The organism is Brevibacterium sp. UCMA 11752 (assembly GCF_021532235.1).
Lineage (GTDB): Bacteria > Actinomycetota > Actinomycetes > Actinomycetales > Brevibacteriaceae > Brevibacterium > Brevibacterium antiquum.
Map to the genome: position 1 here is coordinate 3,614,701 of NZ_JACBOS010000003.1, position 16,647 is coordinate 3,631,347.

Genomic DNA, 16,647 nt, shown 5'->3' on the forward strand with positions numbered 1-16,647 from the left:
TGAGGGTACTTCAGTTCCAGCTCAGATCCGCGATCCGGAACGAGTCGGAGACCCTGTTTGCGGGGATTCCGGCGACGTCGGATTTGGCGATGACGAGGTTCGGGAACAGGAACAGGAAGTCCGAGGCAGCGTCTTCGGTGATCGTCTTCGCAATCTCCTTCATCCCTGAGACATATTCCTCTTCTGTGCCGGTGTCGGCCTTCTCCGCGATCTTCTTCGTCTTCGAATCGTCGTAGCCGATGTAGTAGTCGTTGGAGAAGACGGTGAGGATGTCACGGGGTTCGGCATGGTTGATCACCGACATGTCGAACTTGTGCTCGGTGAAGGTCTTGTCCAGCCAGACCGCGGGGAATTCCTGCGTCTCGATGTCGGCCTTGAGTCCGACCTCGGCGAGCTGCGCGGACACGATCTCGGAGATCGCCTTCGCATACGGCAGGTTCGGCACGGTGAAGGCGAACGTCTCCCCCTCGATGCCGGCTGCCCTGACGAGATCTTTGGCCTTCGCCGGGTCGTAGTCCCAGACCTTTGTCAGATCCTCGTAGTACGGGTCGGTCGGCGGGACCATCGAGCCGATGAGCTCGCCGTAGCCGGCCCATGCTGTGTCGAGGACTGCCTTGCGGTCGATGGCATGCATGACCGCCTCGCGAGCCTTCTTGTCTTTGAAGATGCCCTTCGCGTTGTTCATCGAGAGCACGACTTCACCATTCGTGGTGCCGGAGATGATCTGGTAGTCGCTGCTCTGGAATTCGCCGGCCAGTTCGGGGGCCTGGAGATTGGAGACGACATCGATCTCTCCGGATTTCAAGGCGTTCGAGGCCGAAACGGCGTCTTTGAAGTATTTGAATTGAACCTTGCTGACTGCCGGCTTCTCACCCCAGTAGTCGTCGCGTGCTGCGAAGTCGATCGACTGACCGCGGCTGAATTTCTCGATGGCGAAGGGTCCTGTGCCGATGGCTTCGTTGGCCAGGTCGTCGGTGCCTTTGGTGTCGAAGACGGCTCCGACGAGGCTGGTCATATTGAACAGCCACGTGTTCGAGGGCTTCTTGAGTGAGATCTTGACCGTGAGGTCATCGGGGGTCTCGATCGAGTCGACGACGTCCATCTTGGACTTCAGGGCGTTCTTCCAATCGTTCTGCACTCGTTCATAGGAGAACTTCACGTCCTCGCTTGTGAGGTCGGCGCCGTTGGAGAACTTCACACCCTTCTGCAGATTGAAGGTGTAGGTCTTGCGGTCTTCGGACACGTCCCAGTCCTCGGCCAGGCCCGGTTGGATCTCTCCCTCACCGTCGACGCGGACGAGAGATTCGTAGACGTTCTCCATCAGTGCCTCAGGGATGGCGATCCCCGAGGTGGAGGTGAAATCGAGGTTGACGGGTTCAGCGGTGAAGGCGATAGTCATCGAGTCCTTCTTCGCCTGCTCGCCGGAGTCCGAAGCTCCTGCCGAACAGCCTGCCAGGAACAGGCTCGAGGCAACCACGGCTGCCATCCACGAACTGACACGCGGAGTCTTCATCGCTCTCCCAAATTCACGAACCCACACTGGCTCATACGTCTTCTCTGGCCGGACGTTGCACAGATGTGCACCGGCCTCGTCAGTTTAGCGGAAGTTCTCACCAGCTGAAGCGCCGGAGTTCATATCGTGGAAAAGCGAACGAGCAGACTCCGGCACCTGTCCGGAGCTCGACGATCCCGTCTCAGAGCCCTGCCTGTGCGGCAAGGACTGCTGCGAGCTTGTCGAAGGCGACCCTCCGGTGTGACCGGGAGTTCTTCTCCTCGGGTGTCATCTGCGCCGCGCTGATGTCGCCCCCGTCGGGAATGAAGATCGGATCATAGCCGAACCCGTGCTCCCCTGATGGGCTCGTGGCCAGACGTCCTGGCATGACTCCTTCGGCTGAGAATTCGTGGCCGTCCGGGGTGACTGCTGCGGCAGCGCAGCGGAACTGCGCCCCGCGATGTTCGCTGGAGATGTCGGACAGCTGGGCGAGCAGAAGCTCGAGGTTGGCCCGATCGTCTCCGTGTCGGCCCGCCCATCTGGCGGAGAAGATTCCCGGTGCCCCGCCCAGAACGTCCACGGCAATCCCCGAATCATCGGCGATGGAGGTGCGGCCGGTGGCCTGCGCTGCGGCCCGGGCCTTGATCAGGGCGTTCTCTGCGAAGGTGACTCCGGTTTCCGGGATGTCGCCCAGACCCGCCTCGGCGGCGGTCATAACGTGGGTGTCCTCCCCTAACGCGGGGAGGAGGATCGCGAGAAGTTCGCGCCTCTTCCCATCGTTGTGGGTGGCCAGCACGAAGGTGCTCATCTGCCCAGAACCTCGGTCTGGATGCGAGTAAGGTCGGTGCAGCCCTTGGCCGCGAGATCGAGCAGGCGACCCAGTTCCTCACGGTCGAAGGGGGCACCTTCGGCGGTGCCCTGGACCTCGACGAACGCTCCGCTGCCGGTCATGACGACGTTCATATCGGTATCGGCACGCGAATCTTCGACGTAGGGCAGGTCGAGGACGGGCTCACCGTCGATGATGCCGACGCTGATCGCGGCGATCGAATCCTTGATCGGGTTGTTCGCGGCGGGGATGATTCCCGTTGAACGACCCTTGTCGATCGCGTCGGCCAGTGCCACGTAGGCACCCGTGATCGAAGCGGTTCGAGTGCCGCCGTCGGCCTGGAGGACGTCGCAGTCGAGGACGAGGGTGTTCTCGCCGAGCTTCTCGAGGTCGATGACAGCACGCAGGCTGCGGCCGATGAGCCGCGAGATCTCATGTGTGCGTCCACCCAGCTTGCCCTTGACGGACTCACGGGTGTTGCGCGAATCCGTGGCGCGCGGCAACATCGCGTATTCGGCGGTGACCCAGCCTCGGCCCTGGCCCTTGAGCCAACGCGGCACGCCCGCGGTCAGCGAAGCCGCAACCAGAACGCGGGTGTTGCCGAATTCCACCAGGGCGGATCCTTCGGCGGTGTTGATCCAATTGCGGGTGATGGTCACTTCGCGGAGTTCATCGGCGGTTCGTCCGTCTGCGCGCACTGTGTGCCTCTTTCGGTAGTCGGTGCTGATCTTTGCTGATCTGATCTGGTCTCAGGGAATTCAGGCTGGTCTTTCAGAGGGCCCGTCGGCGTCGATCGCTGCGGTGGTTCACACGGTCCAACTGTTGCCCGGTTTGGCCAGTTCGATGGGCCCACGGTATTCGCGGGCGGCTTCGCCACGGACGATGGAGCAGTCCGTCCAGGAGGGAATGTGAGTCAGGACGAGGGATCTGGCATCTGCGGCCTGAGCAACTCGGCCAGCACGTTTGCCGGTGAGGTGGATGCCGCGAGCGCTGTCGCGGTCTTCCTGGAAGGCAGCTTCGCAGAGGAACAGGTCTGCTCCGCGGGCCGCTTCGACGAGGTTGTCGCATTCGTCGCTGTCACCGGAATAGGTGATCACCGCGCCCTTGGCGTCTGTGATTCGCAGGGCGTAGGCCTCAACCGGGTGGTCGACGAGGAAGGATTCGATCTGCAGGCTTCCCACCTGATGGCTGGTCCCGTGGTCGAGGTCGGCGAAGTCGAAGGCATGGCTGAGGTCAGTGTCATGTGCGCTGGCGGCGACTGGGGACTTCCCGGGGTCCGTGTAGTAGGCCCGGGTCAGTCGTTCTTGTGCGCCGGCCGGGGCGAGGACGTTCGTCCTCGTGCGGATCGATCCGGTGTCGGAGATATTGCCGTTGAAGAACTTCGGATCGTAGCAGTGCTTGACGTACAGCCCGGTCATGTCCATGCAGTGGTCGGGGTGCAGGTGGCTGAGTACGACCGCGGTCAGCCCATCCGTGTCGACGGCACGCTGCAAGGGACTCAGCGCCCCGGAACCGAGGTCGAGCACGATGCGCGTCGGGGATTCCTCGTCGGTTTCGATGAGGTAGCAGCTGGCAGCCGAATTGGGCCCGGGGAAGGAGCCGGCTGTGCCGATGGCAGTGAGTTTCATTCGTCGTCGTCCCCCGGCAGATCGCTGAGCAAGGTGGTCGTGAGTCGGTCCTGAATCCAGGTCACGAAGTCGTACAGGGTCAGTGTCAGATCTTCGGACTCGTCAAGGTCGTCCCGATGAGCATATTTCTCCTCTTGAGCTTCCTCCGTGTCGATGCCTATGCGCACGGCCAGGACCAGGCGCAGGTCGTTGAGGCCCTTCATCCAGGCCAGAACCTCATCGTGGCTCAAAGCGATCGAAGGGCCCTTGGCCAGACCGTTGAGAACGATGCGCACGTTATGGGCCTTCGCCTGCTGCAGGTCGAACTCAGTGAGGCGCCGGAACTCCTTCGAACGTTCCTCATCGAGCGGGTCGACGTCAGGGAAGAGGCGCAGCAGCGCCGGGTCCTGTGGCCGTGGCCGGTCGACCAGTCCCAGGCGTGCCTCCCAGTTCTCCGAATCTGGACGTCCGTCTTCGTTGTCGTCTTCTGCCAGGAGCGCTGCCAGGTCGGTGAATACGGTGAGCATGAGGGATCGTTCGTTGTCCTCGAGTTTGAGGACTACATCGTCCCCACGAGCGTCAATTGCTGCCATATGTCAGTCGGATCCTGTTTCAGGTTGGCACGCGGCCCACAAACCGTACTCGTGCATGGCTTGGGTGTCCCTCTCCATGGCTTCACGTCCGCCTGTGGCAACGACGGAGCGACCGTTCTCATGGACTTCAAGCATCAGCGAATGCGCCTTTTCGGTCGAATATCCGAAGTAGGCTTGGAACACGTAGCTGACGTAGCTCATGAGGTTGACGGGGTCGTTGAAGACGACGGTCTTCCATGGCTTTGCCTGTTCTGTCGCCGGTCGAATGTCGACGTCCGGCTCCAGAACTGGAGTCGTTGGATTGCTCACGTTTCCACCTTACGGCAGAACACTGACGCTGTCGTGACGTAGTATCGCGCCTATGAGTGATCTCACACGGTCCGGTTCGACGGCTTTCTACACCGATCAGTACGAATTGACGATGGTCCAGGCAGCCCTGGAATCAGGCGCCGCTCACCGCAGAAGCCTGTTCGAAGTCTTCGGCCGCAGCCTGCCTGCCGGTCGGCGCTACGGAGTCGTTGCCGGAACTGGCCGCATCCTCGAGATGCTCCGGGACTTCCGCTTCGGCGACGAGGAGCTCTCGTTCCTCAGCCGTGAGCAGATCGTCGATTCGAGGACCATCGACTGGTTGGCCGACTACTCCTTCTCAGGCAGCATCCGCGGGTACGCGGAGGGCGAGATCTACTTCCCGGGTTCGCCGCTGATGACGATCGAATCCACCTTCGCAGAGGGGGTCATCCTCGAGACGCTCATCCTCTCAGCGATGAACTATGACTGTGCGGTCGCCTCGGCGGCCTCGCGAATGGCCCAGGCGGCAGGAGATCGGCCCTGCGCGGAGATGGGTGGTCGCCGCACCAACGAACATGCCGCGGTCGCCGCTGCGCGCGCGGCCGTCATCGGCGGTTTCGCGTCGACGTCGAATCTCGCCGCCGGACTCAGGTACGGCCTGCGCACGATCGGCACGTCCGCTCATTCCTTCACTCTGCTCCACGATTCGGAGCAGGAGGCCTTCGCCGCTCAGCTCAAATCCTTAGGTACCGACACGACGCTGCTCCTGGACACCTATGACGTCGAGGAGGCGCTGGCCACGGCTGTGCGCCTGGCTGGCGAGAACCTGGGCGGGGTGCGCATCGACTCGGGCGACCTCGTCGAGCAGGCCAGCGAAGTCCGTGCCGGCCTCGACCGCCTCGGCGCTCACGATACGACGATCACGGTCACCAGCGATCTCGACGAATATGCGATCGCTGCTCTCGCTGCCTCCCCCGTCGATTCCTACGGCGTCGGAACTCGAGTGGTCACCGGCTCGGGTGCTCCGGCGGCCGGACTCGTGTACAAGCTCGTGGCTCGTGCCGACGAGTCGGGGGCATGGACCTCGGTGGCAAAGAATTCCACCGGCAAACCCTCACGCGGAGGACACAAGGACGCTCTGCGCCTCATCGATGGTGCGATCGCGGTCGAAGAGGCCGTCGGCATCCCGACCCTGCCGGACGACCTCGGCGATGGCCGATCGTTGACCGTTGACCTCGTCGTCGACGGTGAGATCGACGAGTCCTATATCGGTGCCGCGGGAGTCACGAAGGCCTGCGCTCGGCATGATGAGTCCTTGGCCGAGCTGCCACGTTCGGCCCGTCGCATGCAGGACGGCGAACCGGCGATCCCGACTGTGTTCTACCCCAAATGACCGGGCCCTGACCCAGTCGAGCTGAGGTCTCCCCATAAAGTCGGTGAGGCGTCATTTCTTGCCGACGAACCAGCCCTGCAGCTTCTTGATCCGAGCTTGGATCTGCTCCTGGGTCGCCTGTGCCACTGCGGGACCTCCGCACGCTTTGCGCAGCTCGACATGGACTGTCGCATGTGGCGTTCCCGTGCGGCGCGACCAGGCACCGACGAGGCTCTGGAGCTGGTTGCGCTCCTCTTTCATCGCCCTGTGGTCGAGTTCGCTCAGCTCGGGTTCTGGTGCTGGCGGTGCAGCATCCGTCTTCCGTTTCGCCTGACGCGCCTGTTGGGTCCGCAGCAGTTCGTGGACTTGGTCGGGTTCCAGAAGTCCGGGTATGCCGATGAAGTCGAGTTCATCCTCGGAACCGATCGCTCCGCCTGTGCCGAACTCGCCGCCGTCGAAGAGCACCCGGTCGAAGAGCGCCTCGGCGCCCAGTGCCTCAAACGAGCCCAGCTGGTCCGAGGCCCCCTCTTCGCGATTTGCCTGCTCCATGGCCTGGTCGTCGAAGACGACGACATCGTTCTCGTCCTCATTCTTCGGCCGGTCGAGGGCGTGGTCACGTTCAACTTCCATCGTGTTGGCCAAGGCAAGGAGGATCGGGACGGAGGGCAGAAACACAGACGCCGTCTCACCGCGTTTGCGTGCACGCACGAAACGTCCGATGGCCTGAGCGAAGAAGAGCGGAGTCGCCGAAGAGGTCGCATAGACCCCCACGCACAGTCGCGGCACGTCAACGCCTTCGGAGACCATGCGCACGGCGACCATCCAACGGTCGGTGGAGTTCTGGAACTTCTCGATCCGTGCCGAAGCTCCTGCTTCGTCGGAGAGGACGACTGTGGGTGCTTCGCCGGTCAGTTCACGCAGCACCTTGGCGTAGGCTCGAGCGTTGTCCTGGTCGGTGGCGATGACGAGGCCTCCGGCGTCGTGCACGGTCCGCCTGACCTCTGTCAGGCGTCGGTCTGCTGCCTTGAGCACGGCTGGGATCCAGTCGCCGCCGGGGTCGAGAGCAGTTCGCCACGCCTGAGAGTTGATGTCCTTCGTCGTCTCTTCACCGAGGACGTGCGACATCTCGTCGCCGGCCTTGGTCCGCCAGGACATGGTGCCGGCGTAGGTGAGGAACAGGACGGGTCGGACGACGGAGTCCTTGAGTGCCCGCCCATAGCCGTAGGAATAGTCGGCCACCGAGGTGCGGATTCCGTTCTCGTCGGGAGCATAGGTGACGAATGGGATCGGTGAGGTATCCGACCGGAAGGGGGTACCGGTCAGGGAGAGTCTGCGCACGGCGGGACCGAAGGCCTCTCGCACGGCATCGCCCCATGACAGTGCGTCACCTCCGTGGTGGACCTCGTCGAGGATGACGAGGGTGCGGCCTGCCGCAGTGCGGTTGTGGTGCAGCACCGGTTTTGCGGCCACCTGCGCGTAGGTGATGGCCACACCGTGATAACCGGGGGCGTGCTTGCCTTGGGCGTTCTTGAAGTGCGGGTCGAGTTTGATGCCGACGCGGGAGGCGGAATCAGCCCACTGCACCTTGAGGTGTTCTGTGGGTGCGACGACGGTGACTCGGTTGACGACGCGCTGCGCCAATAGCTCGGCAGCGACTCGCAGAGCGAATGTCGTCTTGCCTGCGCCCGGTGTCGCAACCGCGAGAAAATCCTTCGGCTGCTCCCGAAAATACTGCTCCAGGGCTTCAGCCTGCCAGGCGCGCAACTTTCCGGCCGTTCCCCAAGCAGCACGCTCGGGAAAGGCCGGTGGCAGTTGTTCGGCGGCGGATGTCCCTGGGAGACGTTCCGCGGCCATTTACTCCTTAGGTCCTTCAGACATCGTGGAGTAGATCTCTTTGCAACGCGGGCATACGGGGAACCGCTCGGGGTCTCGGGTAGGCACCCACACCTTTCCGCACAGGGCGATCAGCGGTGTGCCCGTGACCATGGATTCCATGATCTTGTCTTTGGGTGCGTAGTGGCTGAAACGTTCGTGGTCTCCGGGTTCAACAAGTTGCTCGGACTGCTCACGCTCGATTGTTGCTGAACCACCTGATGCTGGATAGGTCATGGCTCCATTGTAGTTCCCTAGAATGAGTGCCATGGACAGAACTCACGAGGACTCCCTCACAGAACGCTATCGCGAACTCAGCGACGATATTGCTGCTGCTGTGGCTGTGATCTCCGCCAAGCGCGGCAATGCCCTGCACGCGATCACCGTCGACTCGTTCCTCGACGTGTCCTATGATCCGCCGACGATGGCAGTCAGCATCTATGGCGGGTCGCGCATGATGGAGACGCTGGAGACGAGTGAGCATTACGCCATCTCCGTGCTCAACTCATCACAGCGGGACATCTCCGAACGCCTGGGCGCTTCCGGACAGCCCCTCTACGGATCACTCAAAGGCATCGATACTTTTCCTGCACCCCATTCGGGTCAGCCTGTGCTCACGAATGCGATCGCCTGGTTCGAGCTGCGGACCACGGAGATCCTCGAAGTGGCCACACACAGCCTCGTCGTCGGGGAGGTCGTATCTTTGGGAGCCGGCGAGAAAAGCAGCAAGGACAAACCGCTGCTGAGGTGGCGCAAGGCCTACGGATCTATCGGACCCCGCTGACCCGAGGCAGCCAGACCAACGACAGCGGCCCTCCGATTCTCAGACAGCTTCGTGCGAAGCTGTCTGAGAATCGGAGGGCCGCTGTGCGCTGCTCGGTCCCGAGGCTGTCTGCGCCTGGTCGCTTGGGTCAGACGACGCCCTGTGCCAGCATCGCTTCCGAGACCCGGATGAAGCCGGCGATGTTGGCCCCGGCAACGTAGTCACCGGGTGAACCGAACTCTGCGGCCGCAGCGGCGCAGCTGTCGTGCACGTCTCCCATGATCTCGGCCAGACGAGCTTCAGTGAAGTCGAAGTCCCAGGTGTCGCGGCTGGCGTTCTGCTGCATTTCCAAGGCGCTGGTGGCCACGCCACCGGCGTTGGCTGCCTTGCCGGGTGCGAAAAGCACACCGGCCTCGGAGAAGGTCCTCACCGCCTCTGGCGTGCAGGGCATGTTCGCGCCTTCTGCGAGGGCGATGACGCCATTGCGGACGAGAGTCTTCGCGGACTCCTCATCGAGTTCGTTCTGGGTAGCGCAGGGAAGCGCGACGTCGACCTCGATGTCCCAGACGTTGCCGCCTGCGTAGTACTTGGCACGGCCGCCGCGTTCGTCGACGTATTCGGAGATCCGACCGCGTTCTTCGAACTTGATGCGCTTGACGATCTCCGTATCGATTCCATCAGGATCATGGATGAACCCGGCAGAATCCGACATGGTGATCACGGTGCCGCCGAAGGCCTCGACCTTCTCTGCTGCGAACACAGCGACGTTGCCAGACCCTGAGATCGAAACAGTCCGTCCGTCAATGTTCTTCTTAGCTGCGGCGAGCATGTCCTTGAGGAAGTACACGACGCCGAAGCCGGTTGCTTCGGTGCGGACCATGGAGCCCCCGTAGGACAGACCTTTGCCGGTGAGAACTCCGGCTTCGTACTCGTTTTTCATCCGTTTGTACTGCCCGAACAGGTAGCCGATCTCCCTGCCGCCGACCCCGATATCGCCAGCCGGGACGTCACGGTATTCGCCGATGTGCCGGGAGAGTTCAGTCATGAATGACTGGCAGAAGCGCATGACCTCGAGGTCGCTGCGCCCCTTCGGGTCGAAGTCCGAGCCGCCTTTGCCGCCGCCGATGGGCAGACCTGTGATGGCGTTCTTGAAGATCTGTTCGAAGCCGAGGAACTTCACGATTCCCAGGTTCACCGATGGGTGGAAACGCAGACCGCCCTTGTAGGGGCCAAGAGCAGAGTTGAACTGAACTCGGAATGCACGGTTGATCTGCACGACTCCCTGGTCGTCGATCCACGGCACCCGGAAGATGATCTGCCGTTCCGGTTCGCAGAGGCGTTCGAAAGCTGAGAGTTCGAGGTATTCAGGGTGTTTGTCAACGACAGGGCCCAGGGAATGGAGAACTTCCTGTACCGCCTGATGAAACTCCGACTCTCCGGGATTGCGATGGAGCACAGTGTCGAAGATTGGCTGCAGTGATGGATGTAAGCTCATGGGATCAACTTACCGTGATCCGCATAACATGAGCTGATACGCCCGAATAATGGACACTACGGTGTCGGGGCGCACATTTGATATAATGCGAGTTTCGGAAATTGCCGTTCCCGCAACCATGACGAGTTTAGACTCGACATATGGAATTAGAAGAAGTCTGGCCGCCTTTTGCCTTGAGAATTACGTGCGGCGATATGGAATTGTCACCCGTGCGCGAGTCCGACTATCCGGAATTGGCCGTTATCGCCGCTGGTGGTGTTCGCAGGCACGGCAAACCGGCCTTTCTCATCAATTGGGATTCGGGCACCAGTGAGGAAATTGCACGGTCAATCGCTCAGTATCAATGGAGCACACGGGCGAACTTCCGAGTCGATGAGTGGACAATCGAGTTCACCGTCAGGGTCGACGGTCGAGTTGTCGGCGTGCAGGGGGTCAGCGCGAAAGACTTCGTCCGCACCCGGTCAGTCTCAACAGGTTCGTGGCTGGCCCTGCAAGAGCAGGGCAAGGGCTACGGCACTCAGATGCGAAGGGCTGCCGTGACGGCGTTTGCCGATCATTTCGATGCCTCCGTCTTTCATTCCGGATATTTCGAGGGCAATGATGCGAGCCGCAGAGTCTCAGAGAAGCTCGGGTACTCCCCCAACGGGGTCAAGACCATCATCGCACAGGACGGGCTTGCTCACCCCGAACACCAACTGCTTCTGGCAGCTTCGGACATCGTCCGGGGTCCGGATCCAGTGGAGGTCGCCGGCACCGAGGAGGTTCGCCGTTTCCTGGGACTCGCCCCTGCATGAGCGCACACCCGTACGCCTGACCGTCAGTGCCTGTGAATTGCAAAAGGGGGCCTGCTCTCACCGACCATCACAGCCAACCAGAAACACTCCCCCATGAATGCAGGAAGGCCACCCTGTCAACGACAGGATGGCCTCCCCATATAAAGAATATTGCGGCAGTCACTTACTCTCCCACAACCACCAAGTTGCAGTACCATCAGCGCGAATGGGCTTAGCTACCGGGATCGGAACGGTTAACCGGGCGTTTCCCCACCACTATCACCACCGCAAAACCAACAAACCACCACCACCCGAACAACCAAATGCTCAAAAGGGTGGGTAGCGGTCCAAGAACCGTACAGCGAACGCGAACACCATCATGCAACATGACCCGTTAAGTCTTATAAAACCCGTAAACGTTACTCGCACACACCAACCAACAAAATGGTTGTATGAGTGATCGGCGTATTAGTACCAGTCAACTCCACACCTCACAGTGCTTCCATACCCGGCCTATCAAACCCATAATCTATAGGACACCTCACCCCCACAATGGGGTTGGAAATCTCATCTCGAAGCAGGCTTCCCGCTTAGATGCTTTCAGCGGTTATCCTTCCCGAACGTAGCCAACCAGCCATGCACCTGGCGGTACAACTGGCACACCAGAGGTTCGTCCGTCCCGGTCCTCTCGTACTAAGGACAGGCCTCCACAAATTTCCTACGCACGCAGCGGATAGGGACCGAACTGTCTCACGACGTTCTAAACCCAGCTCGCGTACCGCTTTAATGGGCGAACAGCCCAACCCTTGGGACCGACTACAGCCCCAGGATGCGACGAGCCGACATCGAGGTGCCAAACCATGCCGTCGATATGGACTCTTGGGCAAGATCAGCCTGTTATCCCCGAGGTACCTTTTATCCGTTGAGCGACCACGCTTCCACAAGCCATGGCCGGGTCACTAGTCCCAGCTTTCGCTCCTGCTCGACACGTCCGTCTCACAGTCAAGCTCCCTTGTGCACTTACACTCGACACCTGATTGCCAACCAGGCTGAGGGAACCTTTGGGCGCCTCCGTTACTCTTTAGGAGGCAACCGCCCCAGTTAAACTACCCATCAGGCACTGTCCCTGAACCCGATCAGGGTCCGAAGTTAAGAAATCCAGTATAGTCAGAGTGGTATTTCACTTGACGACTCCACCACCACTAGCGTGATAGTCTCACAGTCTCCCACCTATCCTACACAAACCACACCGAATCCCAATACCAAACTATAGTGAAGGTCTCGGGGTCTTTCCGTCCTGCTGCGCGTAACGAGCATCTTTACTCGTAATGCAATTTCGCCGAGTTCGTGGTTGAGACAGCAGAGAAGTCGTTACGCCATTCGTGCAGGTCGGAACTTACCCGACAAGGAATTTCGCTACCTTAGGATGGTTATAGTTACCACCGCCGTTTACTGGGGCTTAAATTCTCCGCTTCACCCCCAAAAGGGTTAACGAGTCCTCTTAACCTTCCAGCACCGGGCAGGCGTCAGTCCGTATACATCGACTTACATCTTCGCACGGACCTGTGTTTTTAATAAACAGTCGCTTCTCTCTGGCCTCTGCGACCACCACCAGCACATCCAGGAGCAAGTCCTGTTCACCGGGATGGTCCCCCTTCTCCCGAAGTTACGGGGGCATTTTGCCGAGTTCCTTAACCACGATTCTCTCGATCACCTTAGTATTCTCTACCTGACCACCTGTGTCGGTTATAGGGTACGGGCAACACACAACCTCACGCCGATGCTTTTCTCGGCAGCATAGGATCACCAGATCACCCCACCAAAATGGGGCGCCCATCAGCTCTCACACTCAAAGTGGGGACGGATTTACCTACCCCCACGTGCTACGACCTTAGACCACGACTACCATCGCGTGGCCTGGCTACCTTCCTGCGTCACACCTCGCGCTTACCGACTCCACACTCAGGTCCTTGCCAACTCGCCAACATCACATCCGAAGACGCAAAGGACGAGCCAGAAAGTTAGTATCATGTGTTTTGGTATTGACGGTTGAATGTCGGTACCAGAATATCAACTGGTTGTCCATCGACTACGCCTGTCGGCCTCGCCTTAGGTCCCGACTTACCCAGGGCGGATTAGCCTAGCCCTGGAACCCTTGGTCATCCGGTGGACGGGTTTCTCACCCGTCTTTCGCTACTCATGCCTGCATTCTCACTCGTACCGGCTCCACCACTCGTTCACACGGCGACTTCACTGCCAGCACGACGCTCCCCTACCCAACACCCCACCATTACGGCTTCAGGGGTGCTGCCACAACTTCGGCGGTGTACTTAGCCCCGCTACATTATCGGCGCTCAATCACTTGACCAGTGAGCTATTACGCACTCTTTCAAGGATGGCTGCTTCTAAGCCAACCTCCTGGTTGTCTTCGCAACTGAACATCCTTTCCCACTTAGCACACGCTTAGGGGCCTTAGTTGATGGTCTGGGCTGTTTCCCTCTCGACAATGAAGCTTATCCCCCACTGTCTCACTGCCACGCTGAACCTTACCGGCATTCGGAGTTTAGTTGACGTCAGTAACCCGGTGGGGCCCATCAGCCATCCAGTAGCTCTACCTCCGGCAAGAACCACGCAACGCTGCACCTAAATGCATTTCGGGGAGAACCAGCTATCACAGAGTTTGATTGGCCTTTCACCCCTAACCACAGGTCATCCCCTCCATTTTCAACTGAAGTGGGTGCGGGCCTCCACGCGCTCTTACACACGCTTCACCCTGCCCATGGCTAGATCACTCCGCTTCGGGTCTAGGACACGCGACTCATTCGCCCTATTCGGACTCGCTTTCGCTACGACTACCCCTCTCGGGTTAACCTCGCCACGCACCGCTAACTCGCAGGCTCATTCTTCAAAAGGCACGCCATCACCCCAACAAGGAGGCTCTGACGGATTGTAAGCACATGGTTTCAGGTACTATTTCACTCCCCTCCCGGGGTACTTTTCACCATTCCCTCACGGTACTATCCGCTATCGGTCATCAGGAAGTATTTAGCCTTACCAGGTGGTCCTGGCAGATTCACACGACATTCCACGAGTACCGTGCTACTCGGGGACATGCACAACGTCGGGGTCACATGTTTCGTCTACGGGACTCTCACCCACTGCGGTACTGTTTCCCACCAGCTTCGACTACACGCAACACACATCAACGTCCCCACCATGCTGGGTGAGACACGCATACCCCACAACACCCTGTCAGCAACACCAGCACGCTTGACACTGACACGGTTTAGGCTCTTCCAGTTTCGCTCGCCACTACTCCCGGAATCATATTTTATTTTCTCTTCCTACGGGTACTGAGATGTTTCACTTCCCCGCGTTCCCTCCACACATCCTATATATTCAGATGCGGGTCACCACACTCTCATGTGGCGGGGTTTCCCCATTCGGAGACCCTCGGATCACAGCCCGTTTATCGGCTCCCCGAGGCTTATCGCAGATTTCCACGTCCTTCATCGGCTCCTGATGCCAAGGCATCCACCATGCGCTCTTACACACTCATACCAACCACTTTCATGGTCGATGATTGTGTGCGCGAAAAAAACACTTTCGGATTTCACAAGAAAAATCACATTACATAACAACACACCACTGGTGTGTTGTTGATGCTCGCGTCCACTATACGATTCTCAAACCACTACCAAACACCACCCACACCCACAACGACGAAGCGCTGTGACTATGGTCTGGGTCGGTCCGTTAGATGAAACCACCACACCACACACACTCGCAGCCACAAAGAAGGACTGTGTTGTGTGGGGCCTGTGATTCCAGGACCCAATAACGTATTCATTCATATCCACCCACCAACACGCTCACACGAGGCACATACCTCGAAGACCGCTGTGTGGACGAGCCAGATAGGGATGTTCCACCCTTGAGCTGCCCAACCAGCATCACGAATGGATGCTGCCTTGGGGTTCTGATGTGTGCTCCTTAGAAAGGAGGTGATCCAGCCGCACCTTCCGGTACGGCTACCTTGTTACGACTTAGTCCCAATTGCCAGTCCCACCTTAGACGGCCCCCTCCACAAGGGTTGGGCCACCGGCTTCGGGTGTTACCGACTTTCGTGACTTGACGGGCGGTGTGTACAAGGCCCGGGAACGTATTCACCGCAGCGTTGCTGATCTGCGATTACTAGCGACTCCGACTTCACGTAGTCGAATTGCAGACTACGATCCGAACTGAGACTGGCTTTAAGGGATTCGCTAAAACCTCGCGGTCTCGCATCTCTCTGTACCAGCCATTGTAGCATGCGTGAAGCCCAAGACATAAAGGGCATGATGATTTGACGTCATCCCCACCTTCCTCCGAGTTGACCCCGGCAGTCTCCTATGAGTTCCCACCATCACGTGCTGGCAACATAGAACGAGGGTTGCGCTCGTTGCGGGACTTAACCCAACATCTCACGACACGAGCTGACGACAACCATGCACCACCTGTACACCAACCTCAAAGAGGAGGACCTGTTTCCAGGACGGTCTGGTGTATGTCAAGCCTTGGTAAGGTTCTTCGCGTTGCATCGAATTAATCCGCATGCTCCGCCGCTTGTGCGGGCCCCCGTCAATTCCTTTGAGTTTTAGCCTTGCGACCGTACTCCCCAGGCGGGGCACTTAATGCGTTAGCTACGGCGCGGAGAACGTGGAATGTCCCCCACACCTAGTGCCCAACGTTTACGGCATGGACTACCAGGGTATCTAATCCTGTTCGCTCCCCATGCTTTCGCTCCTCAGTGTCAGTTACAGCCCAGAGTCCCGCCTTCGCCACCGGTGTTCCTCCTGATATCTGCGCATTTCACCGCTACACCAGGAATTCCAGACTCCCCTACTGCACTCTAGTCAGCCCGTACCCACTGCACGCGCAACGTTAAGCGTTGCGTTTCCACAGCAGACGTGACCAACCACCTACGAGCTCTTTACGCCCAATAATTCCGGACAACGCTTGTACCCTACGTATTACCGCGGCTGCTGGCACGTAGTTAGCCGGTACTTCTTCTGCAGGTACCGTCACCCCAAGGGGCTTCTTCCCTGCTGAAAGCGGTTTACAACCCGAAGGCCGTCATCCCGCACGCTGCGTCGCTGCATCAGGGTTTCCCCCATTGTGCAATATTCCCCACTGCTGCCTCCCGTAGGAGTCTGGGCCGTGTCTCAGTCCCAGTGTGGCCGGTCGCCCTCTCAGGCCGGCTACCCGTCGTCGTCTTGGTGAGCCATTACCTCACCAACAAACTGATAGGCCGCGAGCCCATCCCCAACCGAAAAAACTTTCCACCAACACTCATGCGAGCGTTGGTCATATCCGGTATTAGACCCAGTTTCCCGGGCTTATCCCGAAGTCGGGGGCAGGTTACTCACGTGTTACTCACCCGTTCGCCACTCATCCACCCACAGCAAGCTGCGGGCTTCAGCGTTCGACTTGCATGTGTTAAGCACGCAGCCAGCGTTCGTCCTGAGCCAGGATCAAACTCTCCATAAAAAAATTATGTTACGAATGAATCCCAGCAAGACAG

The 16,647-nt window shown here is 59.5% G+C and carries 12 protein-coding genes and 3 rRNA genes; 3 read left to right on the forward strand and 12 right to left on the reverse strand.

The features are described from left to right. Positions 1 to 10 precede the first annotated feature (10 nt). The 6 genes from HU144_RS16195 to clpS form a co-directional block, all read right to left on the reverse strand. Positions 11 to 1,513: an ABC transporter substrate-binding protein gene (locus tag HU144_RS16195; protein ID WP_235352207.1), complete on the reverse strand. Its 1,503-nt coding sequence runs from the start codon at positions 1,511 to 1,513 to the stop codon at positions 11 to 13. A 181-nt stretch (positions 1,514 to 1,694) separates the two neighbouring features. Then, complete coding sequence (gene rdgB / locus HU144_RS16200) at positions 1,695 to 2,300, reverse strand: RdgB/HAM1 family non-canonical purine NTP pyrophosphatase (protein WP_235352208.1); 606 nt, start codon at positions 2,298 to 2,300, stop codon at positions 1,695 to 1,697. Beyond that, positions 2,297 to 3,019: a ribonuclease PH gene (rph, locus tag HU144_RS16205; protein WP_198395092.1), complete on the reverse strand. Its 723-nt coding sequence runs from the start codon at positions 3,017 to 3,019 to the stop codon at positions 2,297 to 2,299. The genes rdgB and rph overlap by 4 nt, the downstream gene beginning before the upstream one ends. Positions 3,020 to 3,127: 108 nt before the next feature. Then, positions 3,128 to 3,949 carry an MBL fold metallo-hydrolase gene (locus tag HU144_RS16210; protein WP_235352209.1) on the reverse strand — a complete coding sequence of 274 codons (822 nt, stop codon included), beginning with the start codon at positions 3,947 to 3,949 and terminating at the stop codon, positions 3,128 to 3,130. Beyond that, complete coding sequence (locus HU144_RS16215; RefSeq protein ID WP_235352210.1) at positions 3,946 to 4,521, reverse strand: DUF2017 family protein; 576 nt, start codon at positions 4,519 to 4,521, stop codon at positions 3,946 to 3,948. The genes HU144_RS16210 and HU144_RS16215 overlap by 4 nt, the downstream gene beginning before the upstream one ends. 3 nt (positions 4,522 to 4,524) lie before the next feature. After that, positions 4,525 to 4,830, reverse strand: coding sequence for an ATP-dependent Clp protease adapter ClpS (clpS, locus tag HU144_RS16220; RefSeq protein WP_143921017.1), 306 nt, complete (start codon positions 4,828 to 4,830; stop codon positions 4,525 to 4,527). Between the two features lie 52 nt (positions 4,831 to 4,882). Between clpS and HU144_RS16225 the strand changes: the two genes are divergently transcribed. Next, positions 4,883 to 6,202 (forward strand): nicotinate phosphoribosyltransferase, encoded by a 1,320-nt coding sequence (locus HU144_RS16225; RefSeq protein WP_235352211.1) that lies wholly within the window; start codon positions 4,883 to 4,885, stop codon positions 6,200 to 6,202. A gap of 51 nt (positions 6,203 to 6,253) precedes the next feature. On the opposite strand, the gene HU144_RS16230 is transcribed toward HU144_RS16225, so the two are convergent. Both HU144_RS16230 and HU144_RS16235 read right to left on the reverse strand, forming a co-directional pair. Beyond that, positions 6,254 to 8,035, reverse strand: coding sequence for a DEAD/DEAH box helicase (locus HU144_RS16230; protein WP_198395088.1), 1,782 nt, complete (start codon positions 8,033 to 8,035; stop codon positions 6,254 to 6,256). Continuing rightward, positions 8,036 to 8,290, reverse strand: a complete 255-nt coding sequence (locus HU144_RS16235; protein ID WP_096160529.1) for a DUF3039 domain-containing protein — start codon at positions 8,288 to 8,290, stop codon at positions 8,036 to 8,038. A 31-nt stretch (positions 8,291 to 8,321) separates the two neighbouring features. On the opposite strand from HU144_RS16235, the gene HU144_RS16240 reads away from it, so the two are divergent. Then, positions 8,322 to 8,837 carry a flavin reductase family protein gene (locus HU144_RS16240; protein ID WP_235352212.1) on the forward strand — a complete coding sequence of 172 codons (516 nt, stop codon included), beginning with the start codon at positions 8,322 to 8,324 and terminating at the stop codon, positions 8,835 to 8,837. Positions 8,838 to 8,964: 127 nt separating this feature from the next. On the opposite strand, the gene gdhA is transcribed toward HU144_RS16240, so the two are convergent. Next, a complete protein-coding gene (gene gdhA, locus HU144_RS16245; protein ID WP_198395086.1) occupies positions 8,965 to 10,311 on the reverse strand; it encodes an NADP-specific glutamate dehydrogenase in 1,347 nt (448 codons plus the stop codon). A 194-nt stretch (positions 10,312 to 10,505) separates the two neighbouring features. Here gdhA and HU144_RS16250 point away from each other — a divergent pair, with 194 nt between their 5' ends. Continuing rightward, positions 10,506 to 11,105, forward strand: coding sequence for a GNAT family N-acetyltransferase (locus HU144_RS16250; RefSeq protein WP_235352213.1), 600 nt, complete (start codon positions 10,506 to 10,508; stop codon positions 11,103 to 11,105). A 150-nt stretch (positions 11,106 to 11,255) separates the two neighbouring features. On the opposite strand, the gene rrf is transcribed toward HU144_RS16250, so the two are convergent. From rrf to HU144_RS16265, 3 genes are all read right to left on the reverse strand, one after another. Beyond that, positions 11,256 to 11,374, reverse strand: a 5S ribosomal RNA gene (rrf, locus tag HU144_RS16255). Positions 11,375 to 11,532: 158 nt separating this feature from the next. Next, positions 11,533 to 14,645 (reverse strand): 23S ribosomal RNA (locus HU144_RS16260). Between the two features lie 436 nt (positions 14,646 to 15,081). Next, positions 15,082 to 16,613: ribosomal RNA gene (locus HU144_RS16265) — 16S ribosomal RNA — on the reverse strand. The 16S, 23S and 5S rRNA genes sit together here, the layout of an rRNA operon. Between the last annotated feature and the right edge of the window lie 34 nt (positions 16,614 to 16,647).